17 protein-coding genes and 3 pseudogenes are annotated in these 16,383 nt (G+C 69.2%); 9 read left to right on the top strand and 11 right to left on the bottom strand.

All coding sequences use genetic code 11. From position 1 onward, the window contains the following. The first annotated feature begins 475 nt into the window (after positions 1–475). Positions 476–3,025: a WD40/YVTN/BNR-like repeat-containing protein gene (locus OG734_RS46355; RefSeq protein ID WP_330293398.1), complete on the top strand. Its 2,550-nt coding sequence runs from the start codon at positions 476–478 to the stop codon at positions 3,023–3,025. Positions 3,026–3,097: 72 nt separating this feature from the next. Here OG734_RS46355 and OG734_RS46360 read toward each other — a convergent pair whose 3' ends face one another. Continuing rightward, a complete protein-coding gene (locus OG734_RS46360) occupies positions 3,098–3,322 on the bottom strand; it encodes a hypothetical protein (protein ID WP_330293399.1) in 225 nt (74 codons plus the stop codon). Between the two features lie 284 nt (positions 3,323–3,606). On the opposite strand from OG734_RS46360, the gene OG734_RS46365 reads away from it, so the two are divergent. Next, positions 3,607–4,206, top strand: coding sequence for a cadmium resistance transporter (locus OG734_RS46365; RefSeq protein WP_330293400.1), 600 nt, complete (start codon positions 3,607–3,609; stop codon positions 4,204–4,206). A gap of 84 nt (positions 4,207–4,290) precedes the next feature. Then, positions 4,291–4,515: a hypothetical protein gene (locus OG734_RS46370; RefSeq protein ID WP_330293401.1), complete on the top strand. Its 225-nt coding sequence runs from the start codon at positions 4,291–4,293 to the stop codon at positions 4,513–4,515. A 67-nt stretch (positions 4,516–4,582) separates the two neighbouring features. On the opposite strand, the pseudogene OG734_RS46375 reads toward OG734_RS46370, so the two are convergent. The 8 genes and pseudogenes from OG734_RS46375 to OG734_RS46410 form a co-directional block, all read right to left on the bottom strand. Next, positions 4,583–5,218, bottom strand: a pseudogene (locus OG734_RS46375) (IS5 family transposase); the annotation flags it as partial. Positions 5,219–5,230: 12 nt separating this feature from the next. Next, complete coding sequence (locus tag OG734_RS46380) at positions 5,231–5,440, bottom strand: transposase (RefSeq protein WP_330293402.1); 210 nt, start codon at positions 5,438–5,440, stop codon at positions 5,231–5,233. A gap of 74 nt (positions 5,441–5,514) precedes the next feature. Further along, on the bottom strand, positions 5,515–5,832 hold the full coding sequence (locus OG734_RS46385) for a hypothetical protein (RefSeq protein WP_330293403.1): 318 nt from the start codon (positions 5,830–5,832) through the stop codon (positions 5,515–5,517). A 96-nt stretch (positions 5,833–5,928) separates the two neighbouring features. Further along, entirely contained in the window at positions 5,929–6,810 is an 882-nt protein-coding gene (locus tag OG734_RS46390) for a DUF6192 family protein (protein ID WP_330293404.1), read from the bottom strand. A gap of 779 nt (positions 6,811–7,589) precedes the next feature. Next, positions 7,590–7,967, bottom strand: coding sequence for a DUF4259 domain-containing protein (locus OG734_RS46395; RefSeq protein ID WP_330293405.1), 378 nt, complete (start codon positions 7,965–7,967; stop codon positions 7,590–7,592). A 198-nt stretch (positions 7,968–8,165) separates the two neighbouring features. After that, complete coding sequence (locus OG734_RS46400) at positions 8,166–9,611, bottom strand: NF041680 family putative transposase (protein WP_330293406.1); 1,446 nt, start codon at positions 9,609–9,611, stop codon at positions 8,166–8,168. A gap of 203 nt (positions 9,612–9,814) precedes the next feature. Beyond that, positions 9,815–10,015, bottom strand: coding sequence for a hypothetical protein (locus tag OG734_RS46405; protein WP_330293407.1), 201 nt, complete (start codon positions 10,013–10,015; stop codon positions 9,815–9,817). 247 nt (positions 10,016–10,262) lie between these two features. After that, positions 10,263–11,426 (bottom strand): hypothetical protein, encoded by a 1,164-nt coding sequence (locus OG734_RS46410; protein WP_330293408.1) that lies wholly within the window; start codon positions 11,424–11,426, stop codon positions 10,263–10,265. Positions 11,427–11,507: 81 nt separating this feature from the next. Between OG734_RS46410 and OG734_RS46415 the strand changes: the two genes are divergently transcribed. The 5 genes and pseudogenes from OG734_RS46415 to OG734_RS46435 all read left to right on the top strand — a co-directional run. Further along, positions 11,508–11,744: a hypothetical protein gene (locus OG734_RS46415; protein WP_330293409.1), complete on the top strand. Its 237-nt coding sequence runs from the start codon at positions 11,508–11,510 to the stop codon at positions 11,742–11,744. A gap of 61 nt (positions 11,745–11,805) precedes the next feature. Further along, positions 11,806–12,012 (top strand): hypothetical protein, encoded by a 207-nt coding sequence (locus OG734_RS46420; RefSeq protein ID WP_330293410.1) that lies wholly within the window; start codon positions 11,806–11,808, stop codon positions 12,010–12,012. 148 nt (positions 12,013–12,160) lie between these two features. Continuing rightward, positions 12,161–12,457 carry a hypothetical protein gene (locus OG734_RS46425; protein WP_330293411.1) on the top strand — a complete coding sequence of 99 codons (297 nt, stop codon included), beginning with the start codon at positions 12,161–12,163 and terminating at the stop codon, positions 12,455–12,457. A gap of 25 nt (positions 12,458–12,482) precedes the next feature. After that, positions 12,483–13,094: an orotate phosphoribosyltransferase gene (locus OG734_RS46430; protein WP_330293412.1), complete on the top strand. Its 612-nt coding sequence runs from the start codon at positions 12,483–12,485 to the stop codon at positions 13,092–13,094. A 14-nt stretch (positions 13,095–13,108) separates the two neighbouring features. Further along, positions 13,109–13,371 (top strand): annotated as a pseudogene (locus OG734_RS46435) (transposase); the annotation flags it as partial. 172 nt (positions 13,372–13,543) lie between these two features. Here the strand turns inward: OG734_RS46435 and OG734_RS46440 are convergent. Continuing rightward, a pseudogene (locus OG734_RS46440) lies at positions 13,544–13,720 on the bottom strand (lipase); the annotation flags it as partial. Between the two features lie 387 nt (positions 13,721–14,107). On the opposite strand from OG734_RS46440, the gene OG734_RS46445 reads away from it, so the two are divergent. Continuing rightward, positions 14,108–15,868, top strand: a complete 1,761-nt coding sequence (locus OG734_RS46445) for a S8 family peptidase (RefSeq protein ID WP_330293413.1) — start codon at positions 14,108–14,110, stop codon at positions 15,866–15,868. Here OG734_RS46445 and OG734_RS46450 read toward each other — a convergent pair. Beyond that, positions 15,865–16,086 carry a hypothetical protein gene (locus OG734_RS46450; protein ID WP_330293414.1) on the bottom strand — a complete coding sequence of 74 codons (222 nt, stop codon included), beginning with the start codon at positions 16,084–16,086 and terminating at the stop codon, positions 15,865–15,867. The two genes, OG734_RS46445 and OG734_RS46450, sit on opposite strands and share 4 nt — an antisense overlap. Between the last annotated feature and the right edge of the window lie 297 nt (positions 16,087–16,383).

Genomic DNA, 16,383 nt, shown 5'->3' on the forward strand with positions numbered 1-16,383 from the left:
GTGCCTGTGCGACGGTCAGCCAGTCTTGGCCCGGGTATGGACTCCACCGACTTCCACGACGACCTTGCCCAGCCCCACCGCACTGGGCGAATTCCAGGGCTCGCCTCCCTGACCGGCGTAGACGATCTCGTCTCGCTGGGCGGAGGCACGGGGTGGGCGACCTTGCTGTGGATTTGGCGACGACGCCGCCGCCCACTGAGACTCGGACCGGTCAGCCCAGCCCGCACGCCTTCCCTACGGCTGCGGTGATGCGGATGGTCAAGACGAACGCGACGAACTTGGGGCGGCTGCCGCGGCGATCCCGACTCCGGTGGGCCCGGCGGACCGTGCACCGGTGGAGGACTGACCTCGACCTCCTCGAAGCATCCGATCCCCTCAACCACCTGGTTCTCCTGGGCGGTTGAGGGGATTGCTTTGCTGGATCATTGCCGCCTGTGTACTCCAGAGTTCAAACAGCTGCTGTGTGATCACTGCTATGAACCTGAGCCACCCCCCAACGGGCGTACGGGCGGCCGTCCTTGCCGCCTGCGCCCTGCTCCTGGTCGCGGGCCGCGCCGATGCCGCCTCGCCCGCCCACCCCCACGACCACCTCAGATCGGGCCCGGTCGACCCTGCGAGGACCACCGCGGTCACCGCCCTGACCGCCCAGGACGACGACGACGGTGACGGCACCGACCGCGACGACCCGACGGCCGGGTTCGCCCAGCAGGCCCGCATGAAGACGGCCCCTGGCGCCTCGATCGGACCCGGCGCGCTGACCAACGCCTACGCGCAGGCAGGGAAACTGCCGACCGTGCCGACCCGGTGGTCGGAGGTCACGAACGTCCCCCTCCAGCAGGAGGACAAGGAGTACGCCGACCCCGTCGCCTCGAACTTCGGTTCCGGTTTCGGCCTCGTCAGTGGTCGGGTCTCCTCGCTCGCCGTCGACGGGCACACCGTGTACGAGGGCGCCGCCGACGGCGGCCTGTGGCGCTCGGACGACGAGGGGCGACACTGGAAGCCCCTGTCCGACCAGCAGCAGACCCTCGCCATGGGCGCCCTGGCCGTGAACCCCGCCGACCACTCCCTGTGGATAGGCACCGGCGAGCCCAGCAACTCCGGCGACTCCTACACCGGTCTCGGCATCTACCGCTCCACCGACCGGGGCAGCACCTGGAAGCAGGTGGGCAGGCGGATCGACGGCAGCATCGTCCCCCGCATCACCTTCGACGGCCGGGGGAACGTCTACGCGGCCACCAACGAGGGCGTCCTGCGCCGCGCCGCCGACGACATCACCGCCGACTGGACGGTCGCCCTCGCCCCCGGCGACCCGGACACCAGCTGGTCCTCGGCCGCCACCGACGTCGCCGTACGCCCTGGGACCGGTGGACGGCAGGTGACCGCCGTGATCGCGCGTCAGTTCGTCGCCGCGGGCGACGCGAACGGCGTCTACGAGTCCGACGACTCCGGAAAACCCGGCACCTGGCGCAAGGTCACGGTGACCGGCGACCTGGCAGACGTCACCCCGGGACGGTCGACCCTGTCGTACTCGGCCGACGGCCGTGAACTCTTCGCACTCGTAGGCGACGCCACGAACGGCAGCAGCGACGGCGACGTCTTCCGTTCGGCCACCGGTGACGCGGCCGGGCCCTGGACGACGGTCGCCGACGAGGACGTCCTCAAGGCATCGGGCGCGCAGAACAGCGACGCGGCCGGCGCCGCCTGGTACAACCAGTACGTCGCCGTGGACCCCGCCGACCCCGACCACGTATACGCGGGCTTCTCCGAGGTGTTCGAGAGCTGGGACGCCGGGAAGACCTGGGCGACCATAGGCCCGTACTGGAACTACGGCCTGAAGTGCTACACCGACGGTCTGATAGCGGGCGGTTGCCCGATGACCACCCACGCCGACCAGCACGCCATCGCCTTCGGCCCCGGCCACCGCGTCTACTTCGGCAACGACGGCGGCGTCTACGAGCGCTCGGCGACCCTGCGTCCGGACCCCGAGCTGCCCTCGAAGGGCTGGACCAACCTCAACCAGGACCTGCGCACCCTCCAGTACTACGACGCCGCCTACGGGACCGACCCGGCGACCGGCGCTCTGTCCACCTGGGGCGGCACCCAGGACAACGGCAACGTGCTGAGCCTGCCCGGCGCCCGGGAGCTGTACCAGCCCTCGGGGGGCGACGGCGGTTTCGTCCTCGTCGACCCGGCCGACGCCGACCGCGCCGTCAACGAGTACGTCGACCTGGACATGGAGCTGACCACCAACGGCGGCCGCTCCGACGGCACCACGCCTTCCTTCACCGGCATCTCCCCAGCCTGCGACTGGAACGCCGACCTCAAGGGCTGCGACCCGGGCCCCGAGTTCATCGCCCCCTACACCTCCGACACTGCCGACGTGAACCACTGGGTCGCGGGCGGCCGTTACGTGTGGGACAACGCCGGCAAGGGCTGGGACACCCGCTGCACCGCCGACTCCTGTGACTGGACCGCCGTGCACGACACCGGCGAGAACCACTCCGTCACCGCCCTCGGCGTGAATGGCCCCGTGACGTACGCGGGCTGGGAGGACTGGAGCGGCGAGCAGTACGCCAGCGGCATCGACACCGACGCGGGCGGCACCTGGCACCGGCTCACCGCGCCGCTGCCGAACCGGTACGTCACCTCGCTCACCGTCGACCCGCACGACGCCCGCCATGTCTGGGCCACCTACGGCGGTTTCACCCGCTCCTACGTCTCCGGCGCGGGCGAGGGCCACGTCTTCGAGAGCACCGACGGCGGCACCACCTGGACCGACCGCACCGGCGACCTGCCGGACGCGCCGGCCGGGGCGCTCGCCCTGTGGCACGGCCACGTGGTCGTCGGCACGGACGTCGGCGTCTTCGCCGCCGCGCCCACCGCGACCGGCTCGTACACCTGGTACCGCCTCGGCGGCGCACTGCCCCACGCCGGAATCGTCTCCCTGGACGTCTCACCCGACGGCGGACACCTCCTGGTGGCGACACACGGACGCGGACTCTGGTCCGCGCAGGCACCGCTGTAACGGTTCGGGGGCGGACATCCGGTTACGGGATGCCCGCCCCCGACCGCCGTCCTAAGGACGATGCACTGAGGGCTATCGGTCGATGTCATCCCCGCGGGTATCGCGCTGGATCCAGCACTGTCGGCCGAACGCCTCCCGGATCTCCTCCGCCAAGCCCGGATCGCGGACATCGGGCCAGGCCCGCGGATCCAGCCGCGCGACCTTCACGAGCGCCATCACCTCCTGCCGGGCCCGGTCGTCCGGCAGCTGCGCCATGACCTCCATCGCGAGCTCCTCCACCACTTCGCCGTACCGCATTGCGCACACCCCCGTGTGATCCACTCGGGCAGCAGCGTACGGAGGAACCGCCGGTCCCGTTGCGGCCTGTGGATAACCCGGATCGGGCATGGTCCAGGCGCCCGTACGTCGACCGCAGTCCAGTTGGCCCTTGGGCATCGCAGTTGGCCGCCCAGCGTCTTTACAGACGTCATGGGTCCAGAGCGGTCCAGCTGCAATGGATGGTGCTGGGCTCCCCGAGGCGCAGCGGGCCGACAGGACCCGGGTACTGTCGCCGGGCAACCGTGGCAGAGGGGAATCCACCTGTGAACCTGGGCATCGTCGGGCAGGCGGCCGGGCTGTTCGCCGTCACCAACATCGACGACATCCTGGTCCTGTCCCTGTTCTTCGCCCAGGGCGCCCGGCACCCCAGGTCCGCCCGCCGGATCGTCCTCGGCCAGTACCTCGGCTTCGTCGCCATCCTCGCTGTCGCTGTCGCCGCCGCTTTCGGCGCCACCTTCCTGCCGGAATCAGCCATCCCCTACCTCGGGCTGCTGCCCCTCGCCCTTGGGCTGAAGGCGGCCTGGCAGGCGTGGAAGCACCGCGACGACGAAGTCGACGAGCAGCAGACGACCGAGGGCGGGGGCCCGAAGGCCCTCGAGGTCGCCGCCGTCACCTTCGCCAACGGCGGCGACAACATCGGCGTCTACGTTCCGGTCTTCGCCACTGCCGGCGTGGGCGGCATGAGCGTGTACTTGATCGTCTTCCTGGTCCTGGTGGCCGTGTGGTGCTTCGCGGGCCGGTACTTCGCCACTCGTCCCCTGATCGCCAAGGCGCTCAGCCGGTGGGGCCACCTCCTGCTCCCACTGGTCCTGATCGCCATCGGTCTGCTCATCCTCATCGAGGGAGGCGCCTTCGGCTTGTAGGGCCGGGACCCGTGTAAGCGGTCGACACAGCCTGACGTTCCTGCCGCCGTGGCACATTCTGAGACCGGTCCCTACAGTCGCCGCATGGCTACCGAGGACGACCACCCGGCCCAGCCCGACATCGCCGCGATGCCCACCGACCAGACGAGCGCCTGCAGCGCGGCACGCGACGCCATCGCCGCTGGCGGTGAAGTCATCGTCTGGGACGGGCTGGTGCCCGCTTCACGGCACGTCGGCGTCTTCCGGATACGCCTGAGGAGCTGTGTCACATCCTCTCTTCGCAGGTCACGGTGGTGTGGAGGGCAGTAGTGATCCCGTTTGCCGTTCGGTTGAGCGTCGATGGTCGCCGTTTCGAACGGCGGAGGCGCGTTGGTCTTCAGGCGGTTGCGAGGGTGGCCGGCAGTACCTCGGTCTGGCGGCGGGGGCGGGCCAGGCGACGCGACATGAGGGTGATGAAGGCCCACTGGATGTGGGCTTCCGCGTGGGACATCAGGCGCTCGTAATCCCGTGCGTTGCGCCGGGCCCGCATCGTCCACGAATTCGACCGCTCCACCACCCACCTCTTCGGTAGCAGGACGAAGCCCTTGGCGTCCTTGGGGCGGGGGACGACCTTGATCGTGATGCCCAAGGTGTCCTGGGCCCAGGTGCTGAACTCCTCGCCTCCGTAGCCGTTGTCGGCCCAGACCAGGACGATTTCGGGGTGTTCGGCGTGAAGGCGGGTGAGCAGGATGCGGGCCGCGTCGCGGTCCTGGACGTCGGCGGGCGTGACGAGCAGGTCGACGAGCAAGCCGTCCTGGTCAACCAAGAGATGCCGCTTCCGCCCATTGATGTGCTTGTTCGCGTCGTATCCTCGCGTTGCGTTCGACACGGTCTCCGCGCCCTTGACGGACTGGGAATCCACGATCACCCGGACCGGCCAGGCACAGCGCCGACGGCGCAGCCGCAGCCGTCGGCGGAGCTGGTCGAGGATCCGCTTGAGTACGCCGGCCTTCGCCCAGCGGGCGAAGTACCCGAAAACGGTGCGCTATGGAATGCCGAAGTCGGCGGGCAGCGCGCGCCACTTCGCTCCGTTGTCGGTGATGTAGCGGATGGCGTCGACCACGCGGCGCCGGGGCCACTTCTCCGGGGCCCCGCCCTTCGGGCTCTGGCAGGCGGGAGTCGGGAGGAGCGCCTTGAGCAGCGCCCATTCAACATCGCTGGTGTCGGAGGGATAGCGGTAGCGGGGCAGCAGCATGACGGGGCCGGGCCGCGACCGGTATGGATGGGGCCAACTGCGGGGCGGTCGCGGCCCGTTGCCTTCCGTGGTGTTCACTCCAGGTTGGCCAGGAGCTGAAGGGTGGACTCGATCGCACCCATCTGCGCCATGACGGTGCGGATGTAGGGGTCCTCAGGGGTCTTCTTCTGGTGCGGGAGAAGAGTGCCGGCGATGAAGTTCTCCACCCGGTGGTGGACGCTCTCGAAGAACGCCCGTTCGTAGCCGATCCACACCTCCGGCGCGTCGTCCAGCATGCGGTATCCCCACCGTTTGTCCCAGGTCACAGGCGGAAGGCCCTTCGCGGCCGAGACCTTGCGCAGATGCGCGAGCCCGGTGTGGACCTGGGCGCGGGTGCGCTCGGTGGCGGACATTAGCTGGACGATGGCCAGGCCGGCTGGACGGGCTTCCAGCAAGGCGCTCAGGATCGCTTCGGCGTGGACGTGAGCGGGGACTCCCCGCCCCATCGCCTACTCACCCGAGCCCTTCAGCAGCTTCTGAAGCTGCTCGTCCAGGTCGACCTCTCCGCGGGTGACGGCGTTCTCGATCCAGTCGGCCGCGGCGCGCACCCGGGCAAGGCCCCGGCCGATGGTGTCTCGTTCGGCGTCGTCGTAGTGCTCGCCGCGCAGGCTGGGAACGATCCTCCCGGCCGTGGCCACGAACTGCGCGCAGGCCCCGACCAGGTCCATGAACTGGGCGCTGTGCTCCATGCGCTGCAGTTGCGGGGCTGCCTCCTGGTGTGCGAACTGGGCCTGCTGGCGGAACCGGTCGAACTGGGCTTCGTTGACCGCGTGCCGGGCGGTGTCGTCGGCCATGGCCTTGTCGGCGACCGCGGGACGGCGCAGGAAGTCGGTGGTCACCACGGCCGCGACCGCGTCGTCGGTGGCCAGGTCGTGGATCGCTTCGACCTTCTCCTGGACGCTCTCCGGGGAGTCGACCTTCCAGCCCACGACCCGCTTCGCGCTGTCGTGCGTCCACCGTGCCTGTCCGCCGCGGGGGCTGGGAGGGGGGTTGGTGACCGCCTCGAAACGCTCCTGCTCATCGGGGATGCTGGCCAGGATCTTGTGGATCGTGTGCGAGACGTCCGCCCGCCGGCGCTCCTTCGCCCAGCGCGAGGACACCCACCGGTAGCTGCGGACCGTCGTGTAGGCCAGTCCCACGTCTTCGGCGAACATGCGGAGAGCCTCGCTGACCGTGAACAGGTCGTCCTTCCCGGACGGATTCGCACCCCCATACGAACGCATCGGCTCGATTTCCACAGCCGCGTCCCCGAGCCGCCACTGGGCACTGCTCATCGTGGAGACCCAGTCCCGGCCCAGCTTGACCAGCTCGTCGTAGCGTTCCCGGGTCACACTCCGATCATCGCGGGCATCCGGACATCACCCCCTGCGGACCCGGGTGCGGCACCTTGTCCATGCCGTCAGCTCGCCCCGGCAGGCCGTCACTCCGCACCATCCAGCCGACTCCAGGCACCTGCCAGGGGCGCACGGCCCCGTAGTGAAGCACGATGACAGCCGCCTAATACGCGGTCTCACAACCCGGTGTCCGCCGCGCGCCGTCTGTGCCAGGCCCGTTTGCGGCAGACGGTAGAGCAGTACATTGCCGAGGCGGGATGGTCGACCCCGACCGTCCACGACGTCCCGCACTCCGGGCAGCTGGACGTCACACCGACCTTCACCGCCTCGGTTCTCGCCCTCGCTCGCCGCATCCGCCGCCAATGCCGCGATCGGCAGACGGACGAGCAGAAGACCGCTGTCGCCCTTGCCGACGGCATCAGCGGACCACCGCACCCACGGCACAACCGAGGCCCATCATCGCGGTCGTCCGTGACCACAACCAGCCTCAGCCGAGGAACGCCGTCCCTGCGCATGCTGCCACCGTACGAAACGAAGTTGGCCGTCGGCAGTCCCCCACCGTGGCTTCGAACGTGTCGGTTGGCCCCAGGAGAACGAGAAGTCATTCGCAGCCACCCACCGCGAGGTCGAAGAGCCTGGGGTCAGTAAGCGGCGGTCCGGATGCGCATCTCGTCCTGGCGAGCGGACCGGGGTCCTCCAGGCCGCCGTACCGGCTGATGGAGCGGAGGTGCCGCTCGTCCTGCACGCCGTGTGAGCATCCGTTCGGGGGGCAGGCCTCAGTCCGAGTCCTCCTTCCTCCTGAGCTCGGCCAGCTCGTCGAAAGTACGGATCAGGACTGCGCGTCGCTCGTCCTTGTAACCCGATGAGGGCGTCAAGGCGTCGATGCGGCCCTCCCATACCGCCATGAACGTCTTCTTCCACCCCGCGACCACCTCGGCCTCGGGCAGCGACGCCCCCACGTACCCCTGCCGCGCCAGAAGGCTCAGCAGCTCCAGGTTGGCCGGCACCGCAATTCCCCAGTACTCGTCGGGCTCGATCTCGAACGGGTCGCCGGCCATCGCGTCCGCCACCTCGGTGATGAGCCGGTCCGTGAGGATCGACAGGTGGTCTGCGGCCGTGTCGCTGTCGAAGTTGCCGGTTCCCCAGTCGCCCATGGGTCTCCTCTGTTGGTTGGGTCGGTACGCACGAGTTGTATCAGCGCGTACTGACAACCGGACCGCACAGAGGTGCGGCAGGCAGGGATGCCCGGAACGACGTGGACAGGTCTCATGTGTCAGAGCCGGTAGTCGCCCGTCGGCCATCTTCCCGCCGCTTGGCATGCCCGGATCAGGAACAGGCACTGAGCTTGTTCTTTAAGGTCTGGCCTGGTCACGTTCGGCGATGGTCTCGGGCCGCCTGACCGTTTTGCCCACGTCGTAACGGGTGGCGGGATGCCGGTTCTTCGAGCCGAGCGGCCTGCCGGGGCCGGGCCGGCTGGGTTTCGGTGCGCGGGCCGGGCAGGGCAAGTTGGGGCGGAGGTTCCTGAACCCCCGGCGGACCCGCGCGGGGGTGAGCCGGCCGGGCTCGGCCGGCTTCTCCCAGGGGCGGCGGAGGTCCGCGGCCAGCGGCCGGGCGAGGCGGAGTTGGGCGTGGGCGGCGACGACCAGCCAGGTCCACCGGTCTGCTGCCTCGGGGGTGCGGAGCCTCGGGCGGGTCCAGCCGAGCGTCTGCTTGATCATCCGAAAAGTGTGTTCAAGATCGAATCTGCGCAGGAACACCTGCCAGCGCAGGTCGACGTCCTCGCTCGACAGGCCGGTGGCCGACGACCACAGCCAGACAGGGAGCGGATCGTGGCCGCCGGGCAGGCGGTCGACCTCCAGGCGGATCAACGTGCCCTCGATAACGGGGAGTTCACTGGTGTGGTCGATCCATGCGGAGCGAGTGGTCAGACGAGGATGGATGCGGTCCCAGGCCATCGCGCGAGCGGTGCCATAGCGGTCGGTGACCTGCGTCGTTGCGGCATCTGGCTCGCCCCAGGTGTCGGGCTGGGCGAAGCGGAGCTCCTTGCCGTGCTTCGGCGGGCGCCCGCCCTGTGGCGGTGAGATCCACGGCACCGGGACGGGCTTGCGCATCACGCGGTCCGTGCGCATCCGCCCGAGGACCTCCACCGGCAGTCCTTCCAACAGATAGGCCATGCGCGGAGCGTCGTAGCCGGCATCGAAGACGATCAGGATGTCGCGGTCGCCCGCCTTCCAGCGGCCCATGTCGATGAGGTCCTCGACCACACGGCGGACCTGGGCGGCGGTGACCTCGGCGACGTCGTCGGTTGGGCCAAGCCGCAGCGCGTCCAGGATCTGGCACCAGGAGGTGCGGCCTGATTCCAGCGCAGCGACGAACGAGTAGAGCCAGCCCGGCACGAACTGGTCCGAGGACCGACCACTGCGGCCGTAGACATGGCAGAACAAGCGGTCCGGGCTGGTCGGCGCGTCCGGCCGGAGCCAGTGGGTGACGTCCACCGCCAGGACCAGGCGCCCATCGGCGGCCTCGGGCTGCGGCAGTCCGGCCAGCACCTGCCGCAGCCGCGGCACATCGACATTCCCGCTGTTCAGCGCGTCGTACATCGCGCCGTGCCCGCGCCGATGCTCAGCCGTCAGCGTGAGATCCACCGGCGTGGTCACCGGCCCGTCCGCGCACAGCAACGCGTCAGTCAGCTCGAACAGTGCGTCCCCACGCACGGTCAGGCAGTCGAAGAAATCGTCCCGGAAGTGTGACGCCACCGCGAACGCTTCCCGCCTGGCGCCAGGTTGTAGCAGAGTCATTCCCCCACGGCCTTCGTGCTGGTCAAGTGCCTCTTTGGTCGGAGCACAGGATCAGACGGAGGCCGTGTTCACGTCCGGAGAACTCCCGGACGGACACTCATGTTCGAGGACGCCGTTCGAGGAAAGGAGGGGCCGATCTGCGACAACGTCAGACGGTGCTGACGTTCAGCCAGATACCCAGCTGTGCTTGGCCGCCTCGTAGATTAAGACTGGCGCTGCGAGCGCCGCGCCGCTGGGAAAGTGGCACCAAGGACCCCACCTGCGCCACCGCCGACCGCCAGGCCGACCGCCACGCTGTCGAAGACAGCCAGCCCGAGCACCAGCCCGACTGCGATGCCGATCAGCATGCCTATAGCCAAGCCTGTGCTGATGGACGGTGCTACGGCGTCCTCATTGTTCGTCACACGACCATTGTGCCGAACGAACCTTCGGAGACGAGATCCGATACGGCCAACCTTTGGAGCAGGCCAGACTCAGGCCCTGGCCCACAACTACGACGTCCCGAAGTGGCCCCACAACTTGAACAGGCGCTATCCAGGGAAATGTGGTGCCACTTCAGCGTGCCTCTAGAGGCGGCGAAGCCACCAATGCCCATATCTGTGGGCCCGGTTGAGGGAGCCGCAGGCAGGGAGGAGCGGGCTGTGGGGTCGGCTAGTGCATCATCTCCGCATGGGGGTGCTCGGGGTCTGCCGGGCAGACGTAGAGCTGCTGGTCGGAGCCGTCGGCGAGCTCGATAGCGGTTGGTTGCCGGGGAGCAGGGTGGGTGTTGACGGGTGTGGCGTGGACCTTGGCGGGGATGCGACCGCGGAGCTGGACTTCCCTGCCTTGGGCGCGAAAGAAGTCGATCAATGCCTGCCCCTCCGGCCCTATGTCGTTGGAGGTCGGACTCGTGTGTTCGCGGTCTTCGCGCACTTCGTTGGGGATCCAGCTGCTGCTGTTGGCCATACTCTCGTACGAGGCGATGGTCAGCAGGGCGTCCATGTCGCTGCCGCAGGCAGGGCAGAGCCGGGGGGTGGGGTCGGTGGCGCCCCAGCGAGGCCAGCCGCCGACCTTCCAGCCGGGTGCGCTTGCCAGCTCTTGGTCGTAGTAAACCCCCGCGGACGACGCGTAGTCGTCCACATCCGCCACGACTGTCTGCCATGTGCTCCAAGTCCCGATCTGCTCCCGGTGCTCCTTGCTCAGCTCCAGATGGTCGGGATACTCGGATACCTGCTCCGGGTAGAGCAAGCACGGCTCGGGCAGGTAGCCGGCAGACTGCATCGCGGGCGGCTCAGGGGGTGTGGTGAGGACGTCGGTGACGGTTGCTGCTGAGCGCCAGAACAGCGCGGTGCGCGGCATGGCCTGGTGGTCAAAAGGACACCACAGGACTTGGAGCAGGTCTGCTCCTCTTGGCGTGTGCAGATCGGGAACGTCTCGTGCGTACAGCTGCGCGACGGGCAGCATCGCCACGGGACTTTCATAGGCGGTGACCGTGGGCTTCAGCGGATACTCCTGTGAGGGGCGGATTCGTTCCAGGGTCTCCCTTTCCTGCACGGTCAGGCTCCGTCCGCGCGCGATGGCACGTATCTGCCGTTCCAGCCGCACGTCTGCCGGGGACAGGCCCGTACCGGATCCGCGCACCACATGAGGTCCGTCGCAGTGCGGCCACGGGTCAGCGGCGGGCCACAGCAGCGGTCCGCCGATGGAACTGTCCTGCGGTGACGGGGCCCCGGGGCGGGGGTGTAGCCGGGTCGCGGTGCGTGCCAGGGGCACCAGTTGGGGGAAGAGCCCGGTGACGTCGAACGGCCGTGGTGGCGTGGTCGGAGTGCTGTTCATAGCTGCGATCTTGCCAACTGCCTCTGACAACGCCGCTCGCAGCCGCACTGATGCGTCTACAGATCCGAACACTCAGCCAACATGCTGCCACTGGCCAGTCCGACCTTAAGGAACAAGCTGAGGAGCATCGAAAGGCACGGAGACACGGCGCTCGGCCTCGATGAATCCCTTCAGATCCTCAGGCAGCACGGCGACGAGCCGGTACGCACCGGGTGCATCACAAGCCGGTCCGTCGCCTTCACCCTGTTCCTCAACGCGGACGCGACACAGCTACTGGCCTGCGGGGGCGTCAAACGCGAAGCGCCGAAGGAGCCGTGACGGGCGGCGGCACCGGTTTAATCCCGACGCCGAGCGGCCCACGCTCGTTACTCTGCCGCTCATGCCCAGCGCCACAGGCCCCGCCGGCACCATGTTCCAGCGCCTCTTGTGCTGCATCTGCGGCCAGAGCACCGCCCTCGCCGACGACTACGTACTCCTCGGGATCAGCGCCCCCGGCATCCCTACCGAGCAGTGGCTTGGCGCGCACGCCGAACACTTCAACAACGTCCTCGCCCGCGGCTTCTCGGTCGAGGTGCACAGGATGTAGCCCCGGGCGTGCGGCGGTCCGAGCACCTCACGCGAGGCCCCCACGACTGATCAAGCGACCAGGTGACACCTAATCTCGACCAGTCACAGCAGCCCCACGGCGTCCGGGACAGGCCCGCGTTGTCGGTGGCGGCTGCGACGCTGGACGGATGAACGGAGACGAGCAGCTGCTGCGCGGCCGGGTCTACGGCCGCGACCACGACGACCCCGACCCTGGCCCGCTCCCGTGGCAGACGTACGCCGCTCTGTTGGGCGGGCCGTTGGACGGACTGCTGCTGGACATCACGGGTTGGCGGAGCGAGGAAGTCGACGACGGCGCCGCCCTTTTGACCGAGCTGTCGCGGTGGCCCGGAGGCCGCGCACTGTACGACCCGCGCCCCGGCGAACCCCGCACGCCCGGCCCGGGAGTGATGTGCCGGTTCTACTACTCCGGTGACACGCCCTGACCGGCTCCGTGCTCATGGTGTCGGGATGGCGAGCGGCGGTCCATGGCATGGGTTTCGTGGAGGGAGCCGGTGTCCTGGCGGGGACGGGCGGCTGGAAGACTGGACGCCTGTGACACATTCTGATCTTGCTCGCCGTATCCATGCTGCCTCTCATCTGACGGGGCGTTTCACGCTTCGGTCCGGACGCACTGCCACGGAGTACTTCGACAAGTACCGGTTCGAGGGCGACCCGATCCTGCTGGATGAAATCGCCCGGCAGATGGTTCCGCTGGTGCCCTCTGGCACCGAGGTCCTGGCCGGTCTGGAGATGGGCGGCATCCCGGTGGTGACCGCGCTCGGCCGGCATACGGGTCTGCCCTGCGCGTTCGTGCGCAAGCAGGCCAAGCCGTATGGCACCTGCCGTCTCGCCGAAGGCGCCGAGGTCGAGGGCCGTCGGGTGCTGGTTGTAGAGGATGTGGTCACCAGCGACGGACAGATCGTGCTGTCGACCGCGGACCTGCGTGGTCTGGGGGCCCAGGTTTTTGAGGCTCTGTGCGTGATTGACCGTGAGCAAGGCGGCGCCGATGCCCTCGCGGCCGAGGGCATCGGGCTGTTGTCGCTGCTGACGGCCGGAGATCTGCGGGCTGCTGCCACCTGACCGGCGGGCGGTCACACGGCTGTTACTCCGTTGGCGATGGCGCCCTGTGGGGAGTCAACCGCCGCCGCAAAGGCAGCGCCAACAGTTTGGCCGCGCTGAAGTCGATCCGAGCCACCCCACCCGATGGCGCCCCGATCTACATCATTCTGGGCAACCTCTCCGCCCACTCCGGTGCGGACATCCGCCGCTGGGCGAAAGAGAACAAGGTCGAGCTGTGCTTCACCCGACCTATGCCTCCTGGGCCAACCCGATCGAGGCGCACTTCGGCCCGCTGCGGGCACACGATGCCGGCGACACACCATGAACTGCCGTGACCTCGCCAGCGCAATTCCGCAAGTAAAACAGCGAAAGGCGGAACCGTACAGTGGCAGCGGATCCGCTGTTCCTGGCACTCCGTCAGACACCACGCGGGCGTCGACGGGGTCGGAGTCGGACAGTCGGAGTCGGGGTCAGGATTCGGCGAAGGGGCCCTTGGTGAAGGCCAGTTCGGCGAAGCGTTCACCGATGCGGCGGTGGGTGGCGGCGGCCGGGTGGAGATCGTCGGGCAGGGGCAGCTCGGCGTGGTCGCGTTCGCCGTAGAGGTCGCGGCCGTCGAGGTAGTGCAGGTTCGGGTCGTCAGCGGCGCGGTCCGTTCCGCGAGTTGCTACTGGACGGACGTGGCCGGCATGTCGCCGACGGCGACCAGGTCGCGGGCGGTGTCGGTCGCCGCGCGGGTCCGGTGCTCTGGTGCGGGCAGCGCGGCCGGCATCAGGTCGGCGGCGTACGTCAGGGCGCGGTCGGCGTCGCCGAGTTCCCAGTGGATCCCGACCCCCCAATGCCCAGAGTGCGTCTCTTTTCAGCCATGCCCCTGTAACGTCCCGGTACGGAAAGGTACTTCCGTACAGGAGGACCTGTCTGACATCTTGCATCCACCACTCGTTTCGTACGGCCCGGCCGGTGCCCTCAGCACGGCCGGGCCGTCTTCGGAGGACGCATTGATACCCCACATATCCAGCCGATCCAGACGCACGCTGGTGCTGGCGGCCACGCTCGGCGCCGCCCTCTCGTTCGGCTCCCCGGGCGCCCTCGCGGGCACGCTCCCGGTCGTCCCCTCCACCACGCCGGCCGCCAAGGCCCACGCTCCGGCCGCCGTGGCGGCTTCCCAGAGTGCGACCTGGGTGGCCGGCACGCGTGCCTACCTCGTGATCACCGCCCCCGGTGACAGTTCGGCGGTCCAGTCCGCGATCGTGGCAGGCGGCGGCACCGTCTTCTCGAACTTCGACGCCATCGGCGTGATCGTCGCCCACTCGGCGTCCAGCGGATTCGCCGCCACCATGCGCGGCGTCTCCGGCGTGCAGCAGGTCGGCGCCACGCGCACCTCTGACGTCCCGGCCGACGCCTACAACCCGGCGCTCCCGGCCAATCCGGCTCAGGCCTCGACCCCGGCCGGAGAACCGGTCCGGGCCGACATGAGCCAGATCAAGGCCGACCAGGCCTGGGCCGTGAACCCGGGCTCCGCCTCGGTCAAGGTCGGCGTCCTGGACACCGGTGTGGACGACCAGCACCAGGACCTGGCGCCCAACTTCGATGCGGCCGACTCGGTCTCCTGCGCCTACGGCAAGCCCGACACCCGTGCCGGCGCCTGGCGGGACGTCGACACACACGGCACCCACGTGGCGGGCACCATCGCCGCGGCGAAGAACGGCAAGGGCGTCGTCGGGGTGGCCCCCGGGGTGAAGATCGCCGCGGTCCGGGTCGCCGAGCCGGGCAACGCGTTCTTCTTCGCCGAGAACACCATCTGTGGCTTCGTCTGGGCGGGTGACCACGGCTTCCAGGTCACCAACAACAGCTATTACACGGACCCGTGGCAGTTCAACTGCCCGGACAACATCGACCAGGCCGCCATCATCGAGGGCGTCAAGCGCGCCCAGGAGTACGCCGAGGGCAAGGGCTCCCTCCAGATCGCCGCGGCGGGCAACGAGAACTACGACCTCGCCCACAAGACGACCGACTCCGCGAGCCCGAACGACTCGACGCCGGTCACCCGCACCATCACCAACGCCTGCCTCGACATCCCGACCGAGCTGCCGGGCGTGGTCACGGTCGCGGCCAACGGCACGGGCGTCACCAAGGCCTCGTTCTCCAACTACGGGCAGGGCGTCATCGACGTCGCGGCGCCGGGCAGCAACGTGTACTCCACCGTCCCCGGTGGCGGCTACGGCAGCAAGAGCGGCACCTCGATGGCCACCCCGCACGTGGTCGGCGTGGCGGCACTCATCGCCAGCGCCGACCCGGGCATCACCCCGGCGCAGCTCCGCGCCAAGCTGGCCGCCCAGGCCAACGACATCGCCTGCCCCTCGGACAGCCGCTGCACGGGCACGACGGCCAACAACTCGTTCTTCGGCGAGGGACAGGTCGACGCCCTCAAGGCCGTCGGGACCACCCCGCCGCCCGGCAAGTACTTCGAGAACCTCGCGGACTTCGCCATCAACGACAACGCGACCGTGGAGAGCCCGATCGCCGTCACCGGCGTGACCGGCAACGCCCCGGCCACCCTCAAGGTGGGTGTGGACATCAAGCACACCTACATCGGTGACCTGAAGGTCGACCTGGTGGCGCCGGACGGCACCGTCTACACGCTGCACAACCACGCCGGCGGCAGCGCCGACAACATCGCCCAGACCTACACCGTGAACGCCTCCTCGGAGGTCGCGAACGGTACCTGGAAGCTGCGCGTCAACGACAACGCCGCCTCCGACACAGGCAAGATCGACGCCTGGAACCTGACCTTCTAGCGCAGGGCCCGGCAACGCCCGCGTACAGCACGCACTGCGCCGGCGACAGCTCCCCGCCCGCGGCCGCGGACAAGGCGGGCTGCGGTCTGATCGGTCAGGGCTGCGAACTGCTGGGCGGCAGAGGGCATATGGGCCTCGGCGGCGGTGTACGCCGCGGTCGGGGCCACCATGCCGGAGGCGTCCAGGAAGGCCGCGGACGGCCTGGGGCCGGTGTCCACTCACCGTGCCTCCCTGAGGAGCTGCAGGGCCGTGTCCGCGCCGCCCGTACGGGCAGCGCGGACACGGCTGCGCGCGCTGCGGCCCCGAGCAGCGCCAGCCGGCTCGAGCGGCGGGCCGCCGTCCGGCCCGGACCGCGGAGGCGGCCTCGCCGCGGGAGGCCTACGCCTTACGGTTGGCCGGCCCTCAGGGGTACGACGCAAAAACCGCCCAGGACGCACACCGGCAAGGAGGCCGAATGCGAGGAAGGCGGGGCACCGAGTTCCGCGCACGGTTTCGACCAAGCCCCCTTCCGTCCG

Source organism: Streptomyces sp. NBC_00576 (genome assembly GCF_036345175.1).
Taxonomy (GTDB): domain Bacteria; phylum Actinomycetota; class Actinomycetes; order Streptomycetales; family Streptomycetaceae; genus Streptomyces.